Genomic DNA, 20,506 nt, shown 5'->3' with positions numbered 1-20,506 from the left:
CGTTGTGGGGTTGCAGGGCGCTCAGTGGCGGAAATGACGGAAGCCGGTGAACACCATGGCTACGCCGTGCTCGTCGGCAGCCGCGATGACTTCGGCGTCACGCATCGAACCGCCCGGCTGGATGACCGCCGTGGCGCCGGCGTTGGCGAGCACGTCGAGTCCGTCGCGGAACGGGAAGAACGCGTCCGAGGCAACGACTGAACCGCGGATGTCGAGGCCGGCGTTCTCGGCCTTGATCGACGCGATGCGGGCGGAATCGACGCGGCTCATCTGGCCGGCGCCGACGCCCACCGTCATACCGTCACGGCAATACACGATCGCGTTGGATTTCACATACTTGGCCACACGCTGCGCAAACAGCAGATCGGCCAGCTCGGTCGGGGTCGGTGCGCGCTGCGTGACGACCTTGAGGTCGCCGATCTGGATGTGCGCGTCGTCCGCGCTCTGCACCAGCAGACCGCCGCCGACGCGTTTGAAGTCGAGCGCGCCGCCGGTCTTGCCGAGCGGACATTGCAGCACGCGCACGTTTTTCTTCTCGGTCAGCAGGGCCAGCGCGTCCGGCGCAAAGGCGGGCGCGATCAGCACTTCCATGAACTGCTTGGAGACGGCTTCGGCGGTGACGCGGTCGACCTCGCAGTTGAAGGCGATGATGCCGCCGAAGGCCGAGGTCGGGTCGGTCTGGAAGGCCTTGGCGTAGGCGTCCGCAGCGTTGGCACCGAGCGCCACACCACACGGATTGGCGTGTTTGATGATGACGCAGGCAGCGGTATCGAAGGCCTTGACGCATTCCCACGCCGCATCGGCGTCGGCGATGTTGTTGTACGACAGTTCCTTGCCCTGTAGTTGCGTGTAGCGCGAGATGCTGCCTTCCGGCGCATGCGGCTCGCGGTAGAAGGCCGCGCTCTGGTGCGGGTTCTCGCCGTAGCGCAGGTCCTGCACTTTGTCGAAGGCGATCTGGAAACGCTCGGGAAAAGCCGCCCGGCTGCCGTCTTCGGCCAGCGAGGTCAGGAAGTTGGAGATGGCCGAGTCGTAGCGCGCGGTGTGCGTGTAGGCTTTGGCGGCCAGCGCGAAGCGGGTCTTGTACGACAACGCGCCGCCGCTGCTCTTGAGCTCTTCGACGACGGCCGCATAGTCGTCCGGGTCGGTCACGATGCCGACGCCGGCGGTGGCGTCACCGTGGTTCTTGGCCGCCGCACGCACCATGGCCGGGCCGCCGATGTCGATGTTCTCGATGGCGTCTTCCAGCGTACAGCCCTCTTTGGCGATGGTCTGCTCGAAGGGATAGAGGTTCACCACGACGAGGTCGATGCGCGTGATGCTGTGCGCAGCGATGGTGTCCATGTGTTCGGGCAGGTCGCGGCGCGCGAGGATGCCGCCGTGCACTTTTGGGTGCAGCGTCTTCACGCGTCCGTCGAGCATCTCGGGGAAGCCGGTGTGCTCGGATACGTCGGTAACCGGCAGGCCGGCTTCGCGCAGCAGCGCGGCGGTGCCGCCAGTGGACAGCAGGGCGACGCCGAGCGCGTCGAGCGCGCGGGCGAGATCAAGAACGCCGCGCTTGTCGGAGACGCTCAGTAGGGCTTGGGTGACTTTCATGGATTCGATTGATGCAGCGGAAAAGGCGCGCCCGGCGGGCGCGCGGGGTCACAGCAGGCCGTGTTCGGACAGCTTGCGGCGCAGGGTATTGCGATTGATGCCGAGCATTCGCGCGGCCACCGACTGGTTGCCGCCGGCGCGTTCCATGACACAGGCCAGCATCGGGCGTTCGACATGCTGGATCACCATGTCGTAGATCGCCGACGGCTGTTCGCCATCGAGGTCGCGGAAATACTGGTCGAGCGTGCGACGCACGCATTCTCCGATGTCATTCTCGCGACTCATGCGGCGAGCTCCTGCAAGGGGTCTTCTTCGTAGTGCAGTCGGGTGTCGTGCTCGGCGAGCAGGCCGAAGAACTCGTCTACGGCTGCCGTCTGGCTGTCGATGTCGCCCAGCGTGTTCATCATCTTGCGGAAGGCTGCCGAGCCGGCCAACCCCTTGGTGTACCAGGAGATGTGCTTGCGGGCGACTTTCAGTCCGGTTTCCTCGCCATAAAAACCGTAGAGGTCGGCAAGGTGCTCGCGGCAGACCGTGTGGATTTCGGTGACGAGCGGCGGCGGCAAGATTTCGCCGGTGGCCAGGAAGTGCTCGATCTCGCGGAAGATCCACGGCCGGCCCTGCGCTGCGCGGCCGATCATGACGCCGTCGGCTTTGGTGTACTCGAGCACGAAGCGGGCTTTTTCGGGCGTGGTGATGTCGCCATTGGCGATCACCGGAATCTTCACCTGCGATTTGACCAGCGCAATGGTGTCGTACTCGGCGTCGCCGGTGTACTGGTCTGCGCGCGTGCGGCCATGGATGGCGATGGCGCGGATGCCCGATTCTTCGGCGATGCGCGCGATGAGCGGGGCGTTCTTGTTCTCGCGGTTCCAGCCGGTACGGAATTTGAGCGTGACGGGTGTGTCGGGCACGGCCGACACCACGGCTTCGAGAATGCGTGCGACCAGCGGCTCGTCCTGCATCAGCGCCGAGCCGGCCATCACGTTGCACACCTTCTTGGCCGGGCAACCCATGTTGATGTCGATGATCTGCGCACCGCGATCGGCGTTGTACTTTGCGGCCTGAGCCATCATCGACGGGTCGGCGCCGGCGATCTGCACCGAGATCGGGTCGACCTCGCCGTCATGGTTGGCGCGGCGCTGGGTCTTGGCGCTGCCGTACAGCAGCGAGTTGGACGTGACCATCTCGGAAACCGCAACGCCAGCGCCCAGCTTCTTGCACAACTGGCGGAACGGACGATCGGTCACGCCGGCCATCGGTGCCACGAACAGGTTGTTGCGCAAATTGAAGCCGGCGAACTGCATGGGCGACGAAATTCCGGGTGGGGGCGGGAAGGGCGTCATTCTACCGCAGCGACCGGCCTGCGTGGCCGACCGAGTAGGTGTCTGGCTCACATAAACAACGCCGGGCGGCGCGCGTTTGGCGTTGGGCGCCTCAGCTCGAGCGACGGCGCGGTGCCCAACGAACGTCGCAAGCGCTTGTCTGGCCGTGGCTTCATGGCCACGCGCGTGCGCCGAACATCATGCGTCGCGCGACGAAGCTGCGCAGTGGGCTGCATAGGTCCAGCGCCGTAAGCCCCAGGCCGCGCGCCACTGACAGCGGCCCGAAATCGTTGGCGAAGACGCGGATCAGGCCGTCGGTGAAACCGATCGTGCCGGCGCGGTCGAGTCGGCGGCCACGCGCCCACGCCGCGAGTAGCGTCGGGTCGCCCGGGTCGGATGCATCGCGCAGCGCGGCGGCGAGCGTGTGCACGTCGCGCAGCGCAAGGTTGAAGCCCTGGCCGGCGACCGGGTGCAGGGTTTGTGCGGCATTGCCGAGCCATGCGGTGCGCGGCCCGACTGCGCTTTCGCGGTAACGCAGCGCCAGCGGGTAGCGCAGACGCGGGCCGACCGAGGCGAGCGCGGTGCGCCCGCCGATGGTCTGCTGCAGGTGTGCCAGGTAGGCGGTGTCATCGAGTGCGGACAGGCGATCGGCGGTGTCGCCCGAGACCACCAGTACGCTGGCGTAGCCGTCGCCGAACGGCAGCAGGGCGAGCGGGCCTTCCGGCGTGAAGCGTTCGAAGGCCAGCCGGCCGTGCCCGTCGCGCGGGTGCACCGTGGCGATCAGCGCGTGCTGCCCGTAGTCGCGGCTCTTCACTGCTTCGCCTTCGCCGGGGGCGCCTTCGGCGCGCACGATCAGTTGCGCGCTGAATGGTTCATCACCGTTGAGCGGCACGGTGATACGGGCGCCGTCGGGCGTGGCGTCACCGACGCTGGTGTGGTCACGTACTTCGATGCCTGCGGCCTCGACGGCGGCGCGCAATGCGCCGGTCAGCACGCCAGCCGAGACGACATGGCCAAGTGCCGGCACGCCGAGTTCGGCCGCACGCAGCACGGTGCGGCCGAAGCCGCCGCGTTGCGAGACATGGATGGTTTCGATCGGTGTCGCGGACAGCCCGTGCCACACGCCGAGGCGTTCGAGGATCAGGCGTGAGCCGTGGGCCAGCGCGAGGGCGCGCGGGTCGGTCGTGGCGGCTTCGCGGTCGCGCCCATCGGCCACGACAATGCGCTGGCCCGAGTCGGCCAGCGACAGCGCCAGAGCAAGTCCTGCCGGCCCGCCGCCGACGATGAGCAGGTCTGCTTCGCTCATGCCCCGTCGCGCATCAGCGCTTCGATTTCGTCGGCCTCGCGCGGCACGCCGTCGGTGAGGTACTCGCAGCCGTCAGCCGTGATGACGGCATCGTCCTCGATACGGATGCCGATATTCCAGAAGGCCTCCGGCACATCGTCGGCGGGGCTGATGTAGCAGCCCGGTTCGATGGTCATGACCATTCCCGGCACCAGCGTGCGCCACTCGCCGTCCTGCTTGTACTCGCCGGCGTCGTGCACGTCGCGGCCCAGCCAATGACCGGTACGGTGCATGTAGAAGCGGCGGTAGGTGTGCTGATCCATCACCTCGTCGAAGCTGCCGCTAAGCAGGCCCAAGTCGAGCATGCCTTGGGCAAGCACTTCCACAGCGGCTTCGTGCGCGGCGTTCCAGTGCTGGCCGGGGCGGGTTTCGGCGCGCGCCGCGTGCTGCGCGGCCAATACCAGCTGGTAGACGTCGCGCTGGGCGCCAGAAAAGCGGCCGTTGACCGGCAAGGTGCGTGTGATGTCCGACGCGTAGCCGTCGAGTTCGCAGCCGGCGTCGATCAGCAGCAGATCGCCGTCGGCCATGCGACGGTCGTTCTCGACGTAGTGCAGGATGCAGGCGTTCGGTCCGCTGGCAACGATCGACGGATAGGCCGGAAACTGGCTGCCCGCGCGGCGAAAGGCGTGCAGCAGTTCGGCGTCGATCTCGTATTCGAAACGACCCGGCTGCGTTGTACGCATCGCGCGGCAGTGAGCTGCGGCCGAAATTTCACCGGCGCGACGCATGATCGCGAGTTCCGAGGCGTCCTTGATCAGGCGCATCTCATCGATTTCGGCCAGCACGTCGCGGATGCTGTGCGGCGCCGTCGAGCCGGCGCGGGTCTTGGCGCGCACGGCATTGAGCGCGCGGGTAATGCGTGCGTCCCACGCGTCGTCGTAGCCAAAGCCGCACCACAGCAGCGGCTGGTCGACGAGCAGTTCGGGCAGCTTCGCGTCAAAGTCGTCGATTGCGTGTGCAGCGTCGAAACCGAAGGCTTCGCGCGCCGCATCCGGCCCCCAGCGACGGCCGTCCCAGATTTCACGTTCCTGGTTTTTTTCGCGGCAGAACAGCACGCTCTTCGGCGTGTCGCCGGCGATCAGCACGACGATGGCCTCCGGCTCGCCGAAGCCGGTGAGGTAATGGAAGCGGCTGTCATGACGATACGGGTAGTGCGTGTCGCTGTTGCGCGTGCGCTCCGGCGCGGTGGCCAGCACGGCCACGCCACCGGCGGCGGCCTGCATGCGCGCAATCAGGCGCTCGCGGCGGCTGCGGAACGGGGCGATGTCGGGTTTGAGACGTTCGATGGCGGTGTTCATGGCGTGATTATGGCACTGCCGGCAGGGGTTTGTTTGGGGCGGAGGTGGTTGCTTCGGTTGGCGTGCGTTGGCCGGGACTCGCCCCGGCGGGCGACCTACTTTCTTGTCGCGCGACAAGAAAGTAGGCAAAGAAACGCGCCCCGCCGTCTCGCCGGCTTCGCCGGTTCCCTCGCTCCGGGCGGTTTCACCGGCCGGTCCTGAACTCGCTTCGCTCAGACAGCAGGACCGGACTTCCCCGGCGAAACCACCCTCCACTCGGCGAGCCAGAGGGGATGAGGGTGCCAGGTGAGCCGCCAAGCTTGTGACTGTTCGCCACTTTGGGGTACGGCTTGTTTACCTCTCCCTTCTGAGCCGCTGAGCGGAGAGTGCTCACGGCGGGGCCTTCCGGCCTTGCTGTTTGAGCGAGAGCGAGTTCGCAAGGCCGGCCGCCGGGAGTGCTTGCAGCGAAGGGACCCCGAAGGGGCGGCGAGGAGGGTGCACTTCTTTGCCTTCTTTCTTGTTGCACTACAAGAAAGAAGGTCGCCCGCCGGGGCGAAATCCCGGCCGGTCGAGGCATGCACGGGCGCTATCCAGTGACTCCAGACGGCGGCGTCCGCAAGCTGCGATCCAGTTCCTCCAGCCGCTCCGGCGTACCCACGTCGATCCACTGCCCTTCGTGCAACGCGCCGGAGACGCGTCCTTGCGCGATGGCTGCGCGCAGCAGGGGCGCAAGCCGCGCCGGCTCGCCAGCAGCGAGGTCAGCAAACAGGGCCGGATGGTAGGCACCGATGCCGGAGAAGGTCAGCGCGGGAGCGTCTTCAACGATGCGGCTATCTGCGAGCGCGAAGTCGCCGGTTGGGTGGTGCTGGGGGTTGGCGACCAGCACGAGGTGGGCGAGGTCGCCGTCCGCGCTTAGATGCGCGGCCGCTGCATGCACCGCGGAAAGGTCGGCGTCGCAGAAGATGTCGCCATTGACGACGACAAAGGGCTCCGGCCCTAGTAGCGGCATTGCCTGACGGATGCCGCCGGCGGTTTCGAGCGCGACGGCTTCGGGCGAATAACGGATAGCCACGCCGAGGGCCGCGCCGTCGCCCAGTGCGGCTTCGATGCAATGCCCCAGGTGGGCGTGGTTGATGACGAGGTCGACAAAGCCGGCGTCGCGGAGGCGCTCGATCTGCCACACGATGAGTGGCTTGCCGCCGGCTTCGAGCAGTGGTTTCGGGCAGGTGTCGGTCAACGGACGCATGCGCTCGCCGCGGCCGGCGGCGAGGATCATAGCGCGGGTCATCGGCGCGCCATCAGAAGGTGTAGCCGACAGCAACGGCTTCGGGTTCGAGTCGGTCGAGCAGCCTGAGCAGCGGCTTGAGGTCGCCGTAGCGCGCGCAGACTCGGCGCAGATGCGTGCGCACCACCGGAATGTCGTTGAGGTAGCCCGTCTTGCCGTCACGATGCGCGAGCCGCGCGAAGATACCCATGACCTTGAGGTGTCGTTGCACGCCCATCCACTCGTAGTCGCGGTGAAAATCCGGGAAATCGGCACGCACCGGCAGACCGAGCTTGCGGGCAGCTTCCCAGTAGCGGATCAGCATGTCGAGCTCGAACTGTTCTTCCCAGTGGATGTAGGCGTCTTTCATCAGCGAGACGAGGTCGTAGCTGATCGGGCCGTACACGGCATCCTGGAAATCGATGATGCCCGGATTGCCGTCGGCGACGCGCATCAGGTTGCGCGAATGGTAGTCGCGGTGCACGAAGACCTGTGGCTCGGACAGATTCACGGCGAGCACCCGGGCGTAGACCTTTTCGAGCGCTTCGCGGCCGGCGGTGTCGAGCTCGGCGCCCAAGTGGCGGCCGATGTACCACTCGTCAAACAGCCGCATCTCGCGTTCGAGCAGTTCACGCGAGTACTCGGGCAGCACACCGGGGCAGCTGGCGAGCTGGATGGCGGCGAGGCTGCCCAGTGCGTCGGCATACAGCGACGGCGCGTTGTCGGCGGTGAGCGCCTGCAGATACGTGGTGTCACCCAGATCGGACATCAGAATGAAGCCCTGCTCGGTGTTTTCGGCGACGATGTGCGGCACATTCACGTTTGCCGATGCAAACAGCCTTGCAACCGAGAGCCATGGTCGGCAGTCTTCGTGCTCGGGTGGAGCGTCCATCGCGATCAGACTGGGCGCTTCGGCGGTGCCGCGTACGCGGAAGTAGCGGCGAAAGCTGGCGTCGGCCGAGGCCGTGTCGAGTTCGATCGTGCGATCGGGCAGTGCCGAGGCAAGCCAGGTTTCGAGCTGAGCGCGTCTATGCACGGGTTCTCCGCAATGCTGGTGTAGAATTTTGCAAGTTTATCAAAGGGCCTGGCCAGACCGAACATGAGCGAGAGGGAACAGCGCTTGCGCGATAGCACTATCGAAGGTCGGCGGCCCAGGGTACTTGCCCTGCTACTGCTCATGTTCCCCGGCCTGACCCACGCCGGCGCGATGGTGCCATTGCGTGTGGATCCGTCGTTGCTCGGCGAGCGCGCCATCATTGCGCCCGCGGCGACGGCCGGCGGGGCGCTGGCCCCGGCGATGAGTGTTCGCCCCGAAATCAGTGACGGCCGCACCACGGTGCGCGCCCAGAGTATTCGCGGCCTGCGTTCGGTCGAAGTCATTGCCGAAGGGCAGGCCGAGATCGTCCGCGAGGACGACTTCAAGCTTACCGCTGACCGCCTCACCTACAACGAACTCACCGACGAGGTTTCCGTCGACGGCAACGTCCGTCTGGAGCAGGGTGATGACGTCATCACCAGCGAGCGCGGTCGCTTGGTGGTGTACGAGCAGACCGGCGAGTTCGTGGCGCCGGAATACGCCTTCACGACCCAGTCGGTGTCCAAGGAAACCGGCGCCGAGCGCACAATCGTCGGCCGCGGTGACGCCTCGATGCTGCGCTTCCAGGGCGAGAACAAGTACGTTCTCGAGAACGCGACCTGGACCACCTGCAAGCCGGAAAGCTCGGACTGGTATATCAAGGCTGGCTCCATCGCCCTCGACTACGACACGCAGGTAGGGGTCGCCAAATCCACCTCGCTGGTGTTCAAGGGCGTACCGCTGTTGTACTGGCCGAGCATGAGCTTCCCGCTGGGCGACCAGCGCAAGTCGGGCTTCCTGGTGCCCACGGTGGCGGCCTCCGAGAAGACCGGTTTCGATCTGGCCGTGCCGTATTACTTCAACATCGCGCCGAATTACGACGTCACGCTGGTGCCGCGCCTGATGACCAAGCGCGGTCTGCAGCTGGGTGCCGAAGCGCGTTACCTCGGCGACAACTACGAAGGCCAGACGCGCCTGGAGTGGCTGGCCAACGACAAGATCACCGGCGAGGCGCGCGGTCTGGCGTCGATTCAACACCGCCACAACTTTACCGATCGCCTGCGCGCGTCGCTGAATTTCAACGGCGTTACCGACGACGAGTACTTTGAAGATCTCAGTTCCACCCTGCAGGTGTCGTCACGGCGCAACCTGCTGCGTGAAGGGCGGATTGATTACTACGGCGGCTGGTGGAATGCCTCGGCGCTGGCGCAGAGCTATCAGACCCTGAGCGACGACATCGACTCACCCTACAAGCGCCTGCCGCAACTCACGCTGAACGCCCGTCGTGCCGACCTGCCGGGCGGTCTGGAGGTGGGCTTCGAGAGCGAATACGTAAACTTCCAGCATCGCGACGACGCCTTCAGTCAGGGCAAGCGCATGAGCGCCTACCCGCACATCGCGCTGAATATCCGCCGGCCAGGCTGGTACATCAAGCCCAAGATCGGTGCGCATTACACGCGCTACGATCTGGATGAGCCACTCAATCCCGGTGGTCCGACGTCGATCACCCGTTCGCTGCCGATCTTCTCACTCGACGCCGGCATGTATTTCGATCGCGAGTCCACGCTGTTCGGGCGCAACACGCTGCAGACGCTGGAGCCGCGCCTGTACTACGTGCGCATCCCGTACGAGGATCAGAGCGACATTCCGGAGTTCGATACCGCGCGTTATGACTTCGGCTTTGCGCAGATATTCTCCGAGAACCGCTACTCGGGGATCGACCGGATCGGCGACGCCGATCAGATCACCGCGGCGCTGACGACGCGCTTTATCGAAAATGACACGGGTATTGAGCGTCTGCGCGCGACCGTGGCGCAGCGCTTCTATCGCGAGGATCGTCGCGTCGGCCTGAGCGATGAGGTCATCAACAACTTCGGCCGCACTGATCTGCTAGCCACATTTTCGGGCCGCATCTCGCGCTCGGTGTCGCTTGATCTTGGCACCCAGTACAGCCCGCAAAACAAGACCACCGAGCGCACCAATGTGCGCCTGCGCTTTCAGCCCGAGCACCTCAAGGTCGTGAACCTCAGCTATCGATATCGGCGGGGCGACGGAGCGGATATCGACGACATTCGCGACGTCGACCTGTCCGGTCAGTGGCCGCTCGGCGGACGTTGGTACGGCGTGGGTAGGGTGACGCGCTCGCTCGAAGAGAAGCGCACCACCGAGGCGCTGCTTGGCCTCGAATATGTCAGCCGCTGCGGCTGCTGGTCATTGCGCACGGCCGTGCATCGTTTTGCGATCAACCCGAACGACGTCAACACGGCCTTGTTCTTCCAGCTCGAGCTGACCGGACTGGGCGGCCTCGGTTCCAACCCGGACAGCCTGATCCGGCGCAGTGTGCCGGGCTATGGCGTCATCAACGAGCCAGTGTCCGATCCGTATTTCGGTAATTGAGGCCAACAGATTGCTGTTTCCAATGAACATTCAAGCTACCTTCGTCCGCGTTTTCTCCGTCCTTGTTGCGGCCACTTGTCTCTATGGCCTACTGCATGCCGGTCCCGCATCGGCGCAGCGCGCCGTTCCGGTCGATCGGGTGATTGCGGTGGTCGGAGACGAAGTCATCACCTACGTTCAGCTGCGTGCCGCTATGGAGCGGGTCGTGCAGCAACTGCGTGCCCAGAACATCGAGCGTCCGCCGAACAACGTGCTGGCCGAGCAAGTGCTTGAACGCATGATCAACGAGCGTGCCCAGTTGCAGAAGGCTCGCGAGTTGGGTATCCGGGTGGAAGAAACCACCATGTCGCGTGCGGTCGGCCGGGTGGCGGAGAACAACGGGCTGACGGAAGTGGAGTTGCGCGAGGCACTTGAGCGCGAGGGAATTTCCTGGCGGGCTTTCCGCGAGAGTCTGCGCAACGAAATCCTGATCTCCCGGCTGCGCGAATCCGAGGTCGACAGCAAGATCGTCGTCACCGAAGCCGAAATCGACAACTTCATCGCCAACAACCCTGATGCGTTCACCGGCAACGAAGTGCTTGTCGCCCACGTCCTCATCCGCGTGCCCGAGGAAGTCAGCGAAGGTGACTTCAAGGCCCTGGAGGCCAAAGCGCAGGAAGTGCTGCGACGCCATGCGGCGGGGGAGCCTTTCGAGCAGCTGGCCGCAGAGTTTTCCGACGCGCAGGACGCGACCGAAGGGGGCGTGATCGGCTGGCGTACCCGCGACCGCCTGCCCGCATTGTTCGCCGATGCCGTGCGCACGCTCAAGCCGGGCGAAGTCTCACCGGTCATGCGCAGCGCCGCCGGCTTGCACGTCGTCAAATTGGTGGATACGCGCGGCGGCGGCGCGCAGGTTACCGAGAAGGTCGACCAGACGCGCGCGCGCCATATCCTGATCAAGACGTCCGAGATTTTGCCCGACTCCGAAGCCGAGGCGCGCCTGCGTGCGCTGCGTGAGCGCATCGTCTATGGCGACAGCTTCGAGGAGCTGGCGAAGGTGCACTCCGAAGACCTGTCCTCGGCCCGCGGCGGCGATCTCGGCTGGGTCTACCGTGGCGATACCGTGCCCGAGTTCGAGCGTGCGATGGACGCGCTGGAAGTCGGAGAAATCAGTCAGCCGGTGCGCTCGCCGTTTGGCTGGCACCTGATTCAGGTGCAGGAGCGGCGCGTTCAGGACGTGACCGAAGAGCGTACCCGGGCGCTGGCGCGTAATTCGCTGCGAGAGCGCAAAGCCAACGAGGAATACGAAAACTGGCTGCGCGAGGTGCGCGACTCCACTTACGTCGAGATTCGTCTGGATCGCGAGTGATGGCCCGCGGCGGCCCCGTCATTGCCGTAACGGCCGGCGAGCCTGCCGGCATCGGTCCCGAACTGTGTGCGCACCTGGCCCTGAATGACTGGGGCGTGCGTCCGGTGGTCATCGGTGACCTCCCCTTGCAGCAACAAAGGCTCGGTGCGCTGGCCGATCGAGTACGCGTGCGGGCGTATCAAATCGACGCAGCGCGCGAACCTGGCGTGCTCGAAGTCCTTCATGTGCCCCTGGCAGCGTCGTGCCGTGCCGGTACCACCGATCCGGTCAACGCCGCTCACGTGCTTGCCATGCTCGACCGCGCCATCGACGGTTGCCTGGCCGGCGAATTTGCCGCGATGGTCACCGCGCCGGTACACAAGGCCGTCATCAACGAGTCGGGCATCCCGTTCTCCGGCCATACCGAATACCTCGCAGAGCGTACCGCCACACCGCGGGTCGTGATGATGCTGGTCGGCGGTGGTCTGCGCGTGGCGCTGGTCACCACCCACTTGCCGCTGTCCGCCGTGCCCGCCGCAATTACGCCGGGCGTGCTGGAAGACACGCTGCGCATCCTGCATCGCGATCTGGTCGGACGCTTCGGCATTGCCAATCCGCGCATTCTCGTCGCAGGGCTCAACCCGCATGCGGGCGAGGGCGGTCACATGGGGCGTGAAGAGATCGAGGTCATCGAGCCGGTGCTGCAGCGCCTGCGTTCCGAAGGCATGCAACTGCTCGGCCCCTTGCCGGCGGACACGCTGTTCGTGCCGCACACCCTTGAGGGGGCAGACGCCGCGCTGGCCATGTATCACGACCAGGGCCTGCCGGTGCTCAAGCACGCGAGCTTCGGCGGGGGCGTGAACGTCACCCTGGGCCTGCCCATCGTGCGCACCTCGGTCGATCACGGCACCGCGCTCGATCTGGCCGGCACTGGCCGTGCGGATCCGGGCAGCCTGTTCGCCGCCATGCAACTTGCCGTCGACATCGTGGGCCGCAGCCATGTCTGAACACCGCGCGCGTAAGCGCTTCGGCCAGAACTTCCTGTCCGATCCGAACATCATCCGCCAGATTGTCGACGCCATCCGTCCGCAGCCGAGCGAGACCATGGTCGAGATCGGCCCGGGTCTGGGTGCAATGACCGACCCCATCGTCGAGCGCCTCGGCCATCTGCACGTTGTCGAGATCGACCGCGACCTCATCGCCCGCCTCAAGCAGCGCTATGGCCCGGACAAACTCACCATTCACGAAGGTGATGCACTGGCCTTCGATTTCGGTGCCCTCGGCGCAGATCTGCGTGTCGTCGGCAACCTGCCCTACAACATCTCCACCCCGCTGTTGTTCCATCTCGCCACCTTCGCTGGCGGCGTGCGCGACATGCACTTCATGCTGCAGAAGGAAGTCGTCATGCGCATGGTGGCCGAGCCCGACACGCCCGATTACGGCCGTTTGTCGGTGATGCTGCAGGTGCGCTTCGCGATGGGCAGCATTTTCGACGTCCCGCCCGGCGCCTTCCGCCCCGAGCCCAAAGTCACGTCCAGCATCGTGCGCATGGTTCCGCTGCCCGCCGACCGCCCCAAGCCGAACGACGAAGCCCTGTTCGGACGCATCGTGGCCGCAGCATTCGGCCAACGCCGCAAAACCCTGCGCAATACCTTGCGCGACTTCCTCTCCGATGCCGATTTCGAGGCGCTGGAACTCGACCCCGGCCTGCGCGGTGAACGCCTCACCGTCGCCGACTACATCGCCATCGCCAATCACGTCTGCCGCGCCCGATAGCAAGCACGTCGCACGTCCTGTCGAGGAAATCTGACAGCACGGTTGTTATGCGCGTTGGGCTCGGATACGCTGCCTAACATGCGCACCGGGTACGATTTTCGCGCTTTGAAAGCGGCTCCCGCTGCTTCCTGCGTAAAGCACTCGTTGCGTATGCGTATTTGCTGAATTGGACCGCAGTAGTCGTAGATCGCAGTGCTGTTGGATTGCTATGGATGTGCCGCGCATACGCTGTGCGGAGTAACGCGATGGTTGTTTCAGGCCTGATCCGTCTGTCGCTTCACGAAAGCCGGATCAGGGTTGTGTTTTGACAATCTTTATCTATAGGGACGGAGACAGAACATGAATACTCAAATCAAAAGAAAACTGCTCGGACTGGCTGCAATTGCAGCAATCGGCATGGCCGCCACTGCCGCAACGGCGCAGTCCAAGGACGCCGCGATCTCCTTCACCACGGACGACAAGGGCGTTGCGCCTTACGTTCTGGACAGCCGCCAGGTGATCACGACCAGTGGTTCCGGCCTGTGCTGGCGCACCGGTTTCTGGAGTCCGGCAGCGGTCCAGACGGCCTTTTCCGGCAGCTACCCGGCGGGCTGTGTATGTGACAAGGACATCGTTCCGGCGGACATGTGCAAGGCGCCGGACTGGAACAAAGCCAAGTAAGCGGTTTCTTTGTTGGCAGCGGCCGTTGAACTGGCGGCCGGTTATTGCGAGGGGGTAACGCTGCGATGGGCATGGCTCAAAGCAGAGTTGCCCCCTTGTGTTACTGGGGGGGCTGAAGCCGTTCTTGATAGGCAGCCGATTGAAGCGGCTAACGATTCTGTTGCGCCGAGCCGAACATGTGCCCGACCTTTGGCGCGTTCTAGCCGTCGGGAGGTTTCAATCCTTCGGGCAGGTATTTACCCCGAACAATGCATAAGCCGGACAAGTCCCCATCAGCCCCGTAATGAGCGGCAAGACCCCGATCCAGGTCCAGGGTGTGCCCACGTCCATGATGGCGAGGGCAATCAGGATCAGGCCGGCAACGATGCGGATGGTCTTGTCGATGGAGCCGACATTTCTGGTCATGGTGATTCTCCGGTCTCGCGCGGCTGATGTTTCAGAGATTGAAATCGGCGACGACGGGTGCGTGGTCCGACGGGCGTTCGAGCTTGCGAGGGGTCTTGTCGACGCTGCAGGCGCTGCAATGCTCCGCCAGCGCCGTGGTGACCAGGATGTGGTCGATTCGCAGACCGAAATTGCGGCGGAACGCACCCATGCGGTAATCCCACCAGGAAAAGCTTTTCTCCGGCTGCGCGAACAGCCGGAAGGCGTCTTTCAGACCGAGAGCCTCAAGGCGGAAAAAGGCGGCGCGTTCGGGCTCGGAAACGTGGATTTCGTCGCTCCAGTCAGGGTGAGCGTCGCGGTCTTCGGGGGCGACGTTGAAATCGCCGACCAGCGCGAGCCTGGGATGCGCGGCGATTTCGTCCTTGAGCCACGTGGTGAGGGCTTCTAGCCAACGCAGCTTGTACTCGAACTTGTCGGAGCCGACCGCCTGGCCGTTGGGGAAATAGCCGCAGATCACGCGCACGCCGTCGATCGTGGCGGCGATGATGCGCTTCTGCTCGTCACCCAGTTCGGGAATGTCTCGCACTACGTCCTGCGCCTCGGCGCGCGTGAGAAGGGCGACGCCGTTATAGGTCTTCTGGCCGTTGAACACTGCGTGGTAGCCAGCAGCTTCAAGCTCGGCCAACGGAAAGCCCTTGTCCTCGCATTTGAGTTCCTGCAGGCCCAGCACGTCGGGCTGGTTGGCGGCCAGCCAGTCGAGCACGTGGGGCAGGCGTACCTTGAGCGAATTGACGTTCCAGGTGGCGATCTTCACGCCGCCACCATGCCGCTGTGGCGCAACAGCGCGTCGACCTTGGGTTCGCGCCCGCGGAAGGCCTTGAAGGATTCGATGGCCGGGCGGCTGCCGCCAACGGCCAGGATCTCGCGCCAGAAGCGCTCGCCGGTGATCGGGTCGAGCAGCGTTCCGCCTTGCGCGCCAGCCTCTTCAAACGCCGAGAAGGCATCGGCGGACAACACCTCGGCCCACTTGTAGCTGTAGTAGCCGGCCGCGTAGCCGCCCGCGAAGATGTGCGAGAAGCTTTGCGGGAAGCGGTGCCATTCGGGCGGGGTCATGACCGAGACCTCGCGCCGCACGTCGGCCAGAACCTGCATCACGCGCTCGACCGGCACCGTGTCGCCCTCGGGCTGAAGCTGGCTGTGGATGAGCAGATCGAACAGCGAGAACTCGAGCTGACGCACGGTCTGCATGCCGCTCTGGAAGTTCTTTGCGGCGATCATCTTGTCATACAGCGCGCGCGGCAGCGGCTCGCCGGTGTCGACATGGGCGGTCATGCCGCTGAGCACGTCCCATTCCCAGCAGAAATTCTCCATGAACTGGCTGGGCAGCTCGACCGCGTCCCATTCGACGCCGTGGATGCCGGACACGGCGACCTCGTCGACCTGCGTGAGCAGGTGGTGCAGGCCGTGGCCGCATTCGTGGAACAGGGTCTGCACGTCGTCGTGGCTGAAGGTGGCGGGCTTGCCCTCGGACGGGCCGGAGAAGTTGCATACCAGATAGGCGATCGGCGTCTGCATGCCTTCGCGCGATTGCATGCGGCTGCGGGCGGAATCCATCCATGCGCCGCCGCGCTTGGTTTCGCGGGCGTGCAGGTCGAGGTAGAAGTGGCCGATGGTGTTGCCGTTGCGCTCGATGCGGAAGAAGCGTGCTTCAGCGTCCCAGGTCGGTGCCTGGTCGGGGAAGATGGTGACGCCATACAGGCGCTGGATCACACCGAACAGGCCTTCGAGCACACGCGGCTCGGGGAAGTACTGCTTCACTTCCTGCTCGGAGAAGTCGTAGCGTGACTGGCGCAGCTTTTCGGACGCATAGCCGACGTCCCACGGCTGCAGGTCATCCAGCCCCAACTCGCGCGCGGCGAAAGCGCGCAACTCGGCCAGATCGCGCTCGGCGAAGGGCTTGGCCTTGGCAGCGAGTTCGCGCAGGAAATCCAGCGCCTCGGCGGGCGATTCGGCCATCTTCGCGACCATCGAAACATCGGCAAAGCTGGTGTAGCCAAGCAGGTTCGCTTCCTCAGCGCGCAGCGCAAGGATGCGGCCCATCAGCGGGCCGTTGTCGAGCGCGGCATCGCCGAACTCGGAGGCACGCGTGGCGTAGGCGCGATACATGCGTTCGCGCAAGGGGCGGCTGTCGGCGTACTGCATCACCGGCAGGTAGGACGGCATGTGCAGCGTGAACTTCCAGCCCGGCTTGCCGGCCTTCTCGGCGGCAGCGCGCGCGGCGTCGACGACATCGTCCGGCACGCCAGCGAGATCCGCTGCGTCGGCGATCCACTCGGCGTGAGCATTGGTGGCATCGAGCAGGTTTTCGGAGAACTTCGCGCCGAGCGCGGATTGTTCTTCCTGAATCTGCTTGAAGCGCGGTTTGTCGGCATCGGGCAGTTCGGCGCCGGCAAGCCGGAAATCGCGTACTTCGTGATCGAGGATGCGCTGGCGCACCGGCGACAAGGTTGCGTACTCGGCGCTGTCGCGCAGCGCGCGGTACTTCTCGAACAGCGCCAGGTTCTGGCCGATGTCGGCGTAGAAGCTGGAGATCTCCGGCAGCATGTGGTTGTAGGCCTCGCGCCATTCCGGCACGTCGAACACGCTGTGCAGATGGCCGACCACGCCCCAGGCGCGGCCAAGGCGCTCGCCGGCTTCGGTCAGCGGAGCCACGAAGCCGTCCCAGCTTGGTGCGGTCGGATCGGAAACCTTTTCGTCAATGAGGCGGCGGTTTTCGTCGATCAGTTCGCGGATGGCGGGTTCGACATGTTCCGGACGGATGGCGTCGAAACGGGGCAGGGTGGAGAAATCGAGCAGCGGATTGGACATGGGGCCTCGGACGAACGGAAATGAACACAGACTGCGACCGCTGCGGGCAGCAGCGGTTCGCAGGTTCATTCTAACCGGGGCGAATCGGCTGCGGGGCAGCCGGCCAGACGGAGAGGCGGGCGCCTCCCCGAGATTTACTCGATCAGTTCGCGGTAGGCGTGCCAGCTGGCATAGCCGAGAACGGGCAGGATCACGCTCAAGCCGATCAGGAAGGTCGCGAAGCCGACCGTGATCAGCGCCACGATGAGGCCGGCCCACAGCGCCATGGCGCGCAAATTGCCCGCGACGGCACGTGCGCTGGACATCATCGCGGTGACGATGTCGGTGCCGCGGTGCATCAGCATCGGGATGGCGACTGCCGACAGGGCAAACACCACGACCGCGAACATGCTGCCGATGATGATGTAAGCGGTGATGAACTCGACTTGCGCGCCGGACACGAAGATGTCGCGGAAGAAGTTGCCGATCATGGCCGACTCGCCATGCCCGAACAGCGCAAACAGGATGGCGGAGAGGCGTTCCCAGACCAGCAGGGTGAGCGCCAGGAACACGCCAAAGAACATTAACTGGTCGCCGTGTCCGCGCAAGCCTCGCAGCGAATCGACGAAGCCGATGGACTCGCCCTGCTCCTCGCGCCGCGCGATCTCATACAGCCCTGCAGCCGCGATCGGGCCGACCAGGAAGAAGCCCGACACCGCCGCGACGAAGAGATAAGGCTTGCCGTCGGCCAGACTCAGGATCAGACCGCCGACGAGTGCCAGCACGATGCCGTAAGTGAGGCTGGCGACGGGGTTGTTACTCATGTCGTGCCACCCCATGCGTAGCCATGCGATGGGGCGGGAGGGCTCAATGTGGCGGATCTGTGGAAGATGGAAATGCTGGTCGAGCGGGTTGGTGTGCTGTTCCATGGCGCGATCCTCCTGAGCCGAAGCGTCGATGCGCACAGCGATGTGCCATCTGCTTTCAACATAGATCGTGGCGGTGCAAGTTGCGACCGGGAAATGCGTGGGAACAGGCCCTAGATCTCGGCCCAGATATTGCGGCAACGCGTTTCACGCAGGAACAGCGCGGCCAGCGTGCCGCATGCCGCGATGGCGGCCAGCAGCGCGAGCGCCGGAGTGAAGGTGTCGGGCGCGTACTGGCGCACGCCGGCCAAGATACTGCCGTCCCAGCCGCGGTCCATGATGAGCCCGACGACAGGCTGCAGCAGGGCGGCCGAAACGAAGCCGCCCATGTTCACGACACTGGTGCTCATGCCCGACAGATGCGGCGGATTGACCTCCTTGACGCAGGCCCAGGACAGCGTGAAGGCTGCCGTGGTGACGCCCATCAGCCCGAACAGTGTGAGGCTGGCGGCGACCGGCATGCGTACACCCGACAGCCACACCAGCCAGATCGTGCAGCACAGCAAGCCGGCGCAGAACAGCACTGGCTTGCGTCGGCCGATGCGGTCGGACAGCGTACCGATCAGCAGGCAGCCGATGGCAAAGCCGCCGAAATACAAGGAGATGTGGTTGGCGGCGGCGATGCGGCTGAGCTCATGTACCGACATCAGATAGGGCGTGGCCCATAAGCCGCCGAAGGCGAAAAAGCTGCCGCACAGACCGAAGTTGACCATCACGGCCGGCCAGGTGAAGCGGTTCCTGATCACGTTCAGCAACCCCTCGACGATGGCCGTACGGTCAAACCCCGCTGCACGTTCGCGCGGCACTTCGCGCACCAGCACCCACGTGGCGACCATCAACAGCAGCGAAATGGCCGCAGTGCCGACGAATACGGTACGCCAGGAAATCAGCTCGGACAGCGCTGCCAACGGCGTGCCGGCCAGCATCGAACCGATGTTGCCGAGCAGCATTGAAAGGCCGACCACGCTGGCGAAGCGATTCTCCGGAAACCACAGCGCGATGAGCTTGAGCATGGCCACGAAGACCACCGCCACACCCAGGCCGATGATGGTGCGCCCGATCATGGCCGTGCCCAGATCGGGCGCCAGTGCGAACATCAGGCTGCCGATGGCGGCCAGCAGACTGCCGCCGAGCAGCGTGCGGCGCGGGCCGACCGTATCGACCAGGATGCCGGTGGGAATCTGCACCAGCGCGTAGACGTAGAAGTAGGTCGCAGCGAGCACGCCGAGCGAAGCGGCGGTGGTCTGGAAGGCGGCTGCGAGGTCATCCGCCACGCCGGCTGGCGCGAAGCGGTGAAAGAAAGACAGCATGTAGGCCGCAATCACCACCCCGAGGGCGAGACTGCGGCCCGATGCCGTGCTGCTCATGTCAGTCCAGCGTGCTGCCGGTGATGCGCTCGAAGGCCTCGCGGTACTTGGCCGCGGTTTTCTCGATGACGTCCGGCGGCAGTTCCGGGCCCGGGGCCTTCTTGTTCCAGTCCAGCGTTTCGAGATAGTCGCGCACGAACTGCTTGTCGAAGGACGGCGGGCTGATGCCGACGCGGTAGCTGTCGGCCGGCCAGAAACGCGAGGAATCGGGCGTCAGCGCCTCGTCGATGAGATGCAGCGTGCCGGCCGAATCGATGCCGAACTCGAACTTGGTGTCGGCGATGATGATGCCGCGCTTCTGGGCGTGGAACGCCGCTTCCATGTACAGCGCAGTCGCCACCGCGCGGGCCTGCTCGGCCAGTTGCGCGCCGGTCTTGCCAGTGCCAGCCAGGGCGCCGGCGAGTGCCTTGTCGCAGGCCACGCAGGCTTGCTCGAAGGAGATGTTCTCGTCGTGATCGCCGACTTCGGCCTTGGTTGCCGGCGTGAACAGCGGAATCGGCAATTGCGTGGCCTGCTGCAGGCCCGCTGGCAGCGGAATGCCGCACACCGTGCCGGTCGTCTTGTAGTCGTTCCAGCCCGAGCCGGCGAGGTAGCCGCGCACCACCGCTTCGATGGGTAGCGGCGTGAGGCGCTTGACCACCAGCGCGCGGCCGCGCACCTGCTCGCGCTCGTCCGCGGACACAACGCTCTCGGGGTCAATCCCGGTGAGCTGGTTGGGGACGATGCTGGCGAGCTTTTCGAACCAGAAGTTGGCGGTGGCGGTGAGCACGCGACCCTTGTCGGGAATCGGATTTGGCAGCACCACATCGAAGGCCGACAGGCGATCGGTGGTGACGATCAACAACTTGTCGTCGCCGACGGCATAGATGTCGCGAACCTTGCCGCGCGCAATCAGGGGCAGGCTGGTGATCGACGAATTGAACATCGGGATGGCCACGGCACAGGA

The 20,506-nt window shown here is 65.0% G+C and carries 18 protein-coding genes; 5 read left to right on the top strand and 13 right to left on the bottom strand.

Annotation, left to right across the window (positions count from 1 at the left end; translation table 11 throughout):
- Nucleotides 1–21 precede the first annotated feature (21 nt).
- The 7 genes from purH to AC6H0N_RS12595 form a co-directional block, all read right to left on the bottom strand.
- Nucleotides 22–1,593: a bifunctional phosphoribosylaminoimidazolecarboxamide formyltransferase/IMP cyclohydrolase gene (purH, locus tag AC6H0N_RS12625; protein ID WP_497574464.1), complete on the bottom strand. Its 1,572-nt coding sequence runs from the start codon at nucleotides 1,591–1,593 to the stop codon at nucleotides 22–24.
- Between the two features lie 48 nt (nucleotides 1,594–1,641).
- Nucleotides 1,642–1,878 carry a Fis family transcriptional regulator gene (locus tag AC6H0N_RS12620; RefSeq protein WP_497574463.1) on the bottom strand — a complete coding sequence of 79 codons (237 nt, stop codon included), beginning with the start codon at nucleotides 1,876–1,878 and terminating at the stop codon, nucleotides 1,642–1,644.
- Nucleotides 1,875–2,897, bottom strand: a complete 1,023-nt coding sequence (gene dusB / locus AC6H0N_RS12615; protein WP_497574462.1) for a tRNA dihydrouridine synthase DusB — start codon at nucleotides 2,895–2,897, stop codon at nucleotides 1,875–1,877. The genes AC6H0N_RS12620 and dusB overlap by 4 nt, the downstream gene beginning before the upstream one ends.
- A 190-nt stretch (nucleotides 2,898–3,087) precedes the next feature.
- The gene (locus tag AC6H0N_RS12610; protein WP_497574461.1) at nucleotides 3,088–4,221 is read right to left on the bottom strand and encodes an FAD-dependent monooxygenase; all 1,134 of its coding nucleotides are present in this window, start codon (nucleotides 4,219–4,221) and stop codon (nucleotides 3,088–3,090) included.
- Complete coding sequence (pepP, locus tag AC6H0N_RS12605; RefSeq protein WP_497574460.1) at nucleotides 4,218–5,558, bottom strand: Xaa-Pro aminopeptidase; 1,341 nt, start codon at nucleotides 5,556–5,558, stop codon at nucleotides 4,218–4,220. Before pepP ends, AC6H0N_RS12610 begins: the two co-directional genes overlap by 4 nt.
- Before the next feature lie 565 nt (nucleotides 5,559–6,123).
- Nucleotides 6,124–6,813: an N-acetylmuramate alpha-1-phosphate uridylyltransferase MurU gene (murU, locus tag AC6H0N_RS12600; protein ID WP_497574601.1), complete on the bottom strand. Its 690-nt coding sequence runs from the start codon at nucleotides 6,811–6,813 to the stop codon at nucleotides 6,124–6,126.
- 22 nt (nucleotides 6,814–6,835) lie between these two features.
- A complete protein-coding gene (locus AC6H0N_RS12595) occupies nucleotides 6,836–7,837 on the bottom strand; it encodes an aminoglycoside phosphotransferase family protein (protein WP_497574459.1) in 1,002 nt (333 codons plus the stop codon).
- 84 nt (nucleotides 7,838–7,921) lie between these two features.
- Between AC6H0N_RS12595 and AC6H0N_RS12590 the strand changes: the two genes are divergently transcribed.
- The 5 genes from AC6H0N_RS12590 (at nucleotide 7,922) to AC6H0N_RS12570 (ending at nucleotide 14,036) form a co-directional block, all read left to right on the top strand.
- Entirely contained in the window at nucleotides 7,922–10,273 is a 2,352-nt protein-coding gene (locus tag AC6H0N_RS12590; protein ID WP_497574458.1) for an LPS-assembly protein LptD, read from the top strand.
- A gap of 22 nt (nucleotides 10,274–10,295) precedes the next feature.
- Nucleotides 10,296–11,621, top strand: a complete 1,326-nt coding sequence (locus tag AC6H0N_RS12585) for a peptidylprolyl isomerase (protein WP_497574457.1) — start codon at nucleotides 10,296–10,298, stop codon at nucleotides 11,619–11,621.
- A complete protein-coding gene (pdxA, locus tag AC6H0N_RS12580; protein ID WP_497574456.1) occupies nucleotides 11,621–12,607 on the top strand; it encodes a 4-hydroxythreonine-4-phosphate dehydrogenase PdxA in 987 nt (328 codons plus the stop codon). The genes AC6H0N_RS12585 and pdxA overlap by 1 nt, the downstream gene beginning before the upstream one ends.
- Nucleotides 12,600–13,376: a 16S rRNA (adenine(1518)-N(6)/adenine(1519)-N(6))-dimethyltransferase RsmA gene (rsmA, locus tag AC6H0N_RS12575; RefSeq protein ID WP_497574455.1), complete on the top strand. Its 777-nt coding sequence runs from the start codon at nucleotides 12,600–12,602 to the stop codon at nucleotides 13,374–13,376. The genes pdxA and rsmA overlap by 8 nt, the downstream gene beginning before the upstream one ends.
- A gap of 339 nt (nucleotides 13,377–13,715) precedes the next feature.
- Nucleotides 13,716–14,036 (top strand): hypothetical protein, encoded by a 321-nt coding sequence (locus tag AC6H0N_RS12570; RefSeq protein WP_497574454.1) that lies wholly within the window; start codon nucleotides 13,716–13,718, stop codon nucleotides 14,034–14,036.
- A 216-nt stretch (nucleotides 14,037–14,252) separates the two neighbouring features.
- Here AC6H0N_RS12570 and AC6H0N_RS12565 read toward each other — a convergent pair whose 3' ends face one another.
- The 6 genes from AC6H0N_RS12565 to AC6H0N_RS12540 all read right to left on the bottom strand — a co-directional run bounded on the left by AC6H0N_RS12565 (nucleotide 14,253) and on the right by AC6H0N_RS12540 (nucleotide 20,497).
- Entirely contained in the window at nucleotides 14,253–14,441 is a 189-nt protein-coding gene (locus AC6H0N_RS12565; protein ID WP_497574453.1) for a YgaP family membrane protein, read from the bottom strand.
- 31 nt (nucleotides 14,442–14,472) lie between these two features.
- Complete coding sequence (gene xth / locus AC6H0N_RS12560; RefSeq protein ID WP_497574452.1) at nucleotides 14,473–15,234, bottom strand: exodeoxyribonuclease III; 762 nt, start codon at nucleotides 15,232–15,234, stop codon at nucleotides 14,473–14,475.
- A complete protein-coding gene (locus AC6H0N_RS12555) occupies nucleotides 15,231–17,288 on the bottom strand; it encodes a M3 family metallopeptidase (RefSeq protein ID WP_497574451.1) in 2,058 nt (685 codons plus the stop codon). Before AC6H0N_RS12555 ends, xth begins: the two co-directional genes overlap by 4 nt.
- 134 nt (nucleotides 17,289–17,422) lie before the next feature.
- Complete coding sequence (locus AC6H0N_RS12550; protein WP_497574450.1) at nucleotides 17,423–18,196, bottom strand: DUF2189 domain-containing protein; 774 nt, start codon at nucleotides 18,194–18,196, stop codon at nucleotides 17,423–17,425.
- A gap of 110 nt (nucleotides 18,197–18,306) precedes the next feature.
- Complete coding sequence (locus AC6H0N_RS12545) at nucleotides 18,307–19,560, bottom strand: MFS transporter (protein ID WP_497574449.1); 1,254 nt, start codon at nucleotides 19,558–19,560, stop codon at nucleotides 18,307–18,309.
- A 1-nt stretch (nucleotide 19,561) separates the two neighbouring features.
- On the bottom strand, nucleotides 19,562–20,497 hold the full coding sequence (locus AC6H0N_RS12540) for a phosphoribosylaminoimidazolesuccinocarboxamide synthase (RefSeq protein ID WP_497574448.1): 936 nt from the start codon (nucleotides 20,495–20,497) through the stop codon (nucleotides 19,562–19,564).
- Nucleotides 20,498–20,506 lie beyond the last annotated feature (9 nt).

The sequence above is a fragment of the Pseudazoarcus sp. NS34 genome, assembly GCF_059703725.1.
Note: the sequence above shows the minus strand (reverse complement) of the source record. Positions and strands in the feature narration are given on the sequence as shown.

Excerpts from the sequence above, each read along its gene's own strand:
- AC6H0N_RS12610 (WP_497574461.1), bottom strand. The coding sequence starts at position 4,221 with ATGAGCGAAGCAGACCTGCTCATCGTCGGCGGCGGGCCGGCAGGACTT.
- AC6H0N_RS12620 (WP_497574463.1), bottom strand. The coding sequence starts at position 1,878 with ATGAGTCGCGAGAATGACATCGGAGAATGCGTGCGTCGCACGCTCGAC.
- AC6H0N_RS12570 (WP_497574454.1), top strand. The coding sequence starts at position 13,716 with ATGAATACTCAAATCAAAAGAAAACTGCTCGGACTGGCTGCAATTGCA.
- AC6H0N_RS12545 (WP_497574449.1), bottom strand. The coding sequence starts at position 19,560 with ATGAGCAGCACGGCATCGGGCCGCAGTCTCGCCCTCGGGGTGGTGATT.
- pdxA (WP_497574456.1), top strand. The coding sequence starts at position 11,621 with ATGGCCCGCGGCGGCCCCGTCATTGCCGTAACGGCCGGCGAGCCTGCC.
- pepP (WP_497574460.1), bottom strand. The coding sequence starts at position 5,558 with ATGAACACCGCCATCGAACGTCTCAAACCCGACATCGCCCCGTTCCGC.
- murU (WP_497574601.1), bottom strand. The coding sequence starts at position 6,813 with ATGATCCTCGCCGCCGGCCGCGGCGAGCGCATGCGTCCGTTGACCGAC.
- dusB (WP_497574462.1), bottom strand. The coding sequence starts at position 2,897 with ATGCAGTTCGCCGGCTTCAATTTGCGCAACAACCTGTTCGTGGCACCG.
- AC6H0N_RS12565 (WP_497574453.1), bottom strand. The coding sequence starts at position 14,441 with ATGACCAGAAATGTCGGCTCCATCGACAAGACCATCCGCATCGTTGCC.
- AC6H0N_RS12555 (WP_497574451.1), bottom strand. The coding sequence starts at position 17,288 with ATGTCCAATCCGCTGCTCGATTTCTCCACCCTGCCCCGTTTCGACGCC.
- rsmA (WP_497574455.1), top strand. The coding sequence starts at position 12,600 with ATGTCTGAACACCGCGCGCGTAAGCGCTTCGGCCAGAACTTCCTGTCC.
- AC6H0N_RS12585 (WP_497574457.1), top strand. The coding sequence starts at position 10,296 with ATGAACATTCAAGCTACCTTCGTCCGCGTTTTCTCCGTCCTTGTTGCG.
- AC6H0N_RS12550 (WP_497574450.1), bottom strand. The coding sequence starts at position 18,196 with ATGGAACAGCACACCAACCCGCTCGACCAGCATTTCCATCTTCCACAG.
- purH (WP_497574464.1), bottom strand. The coding sequence starts at position 1,593 with ATGAAAGTCACCCAAGCCCTACTGAGCGTCTCCGACAAGCGCGGCGTT.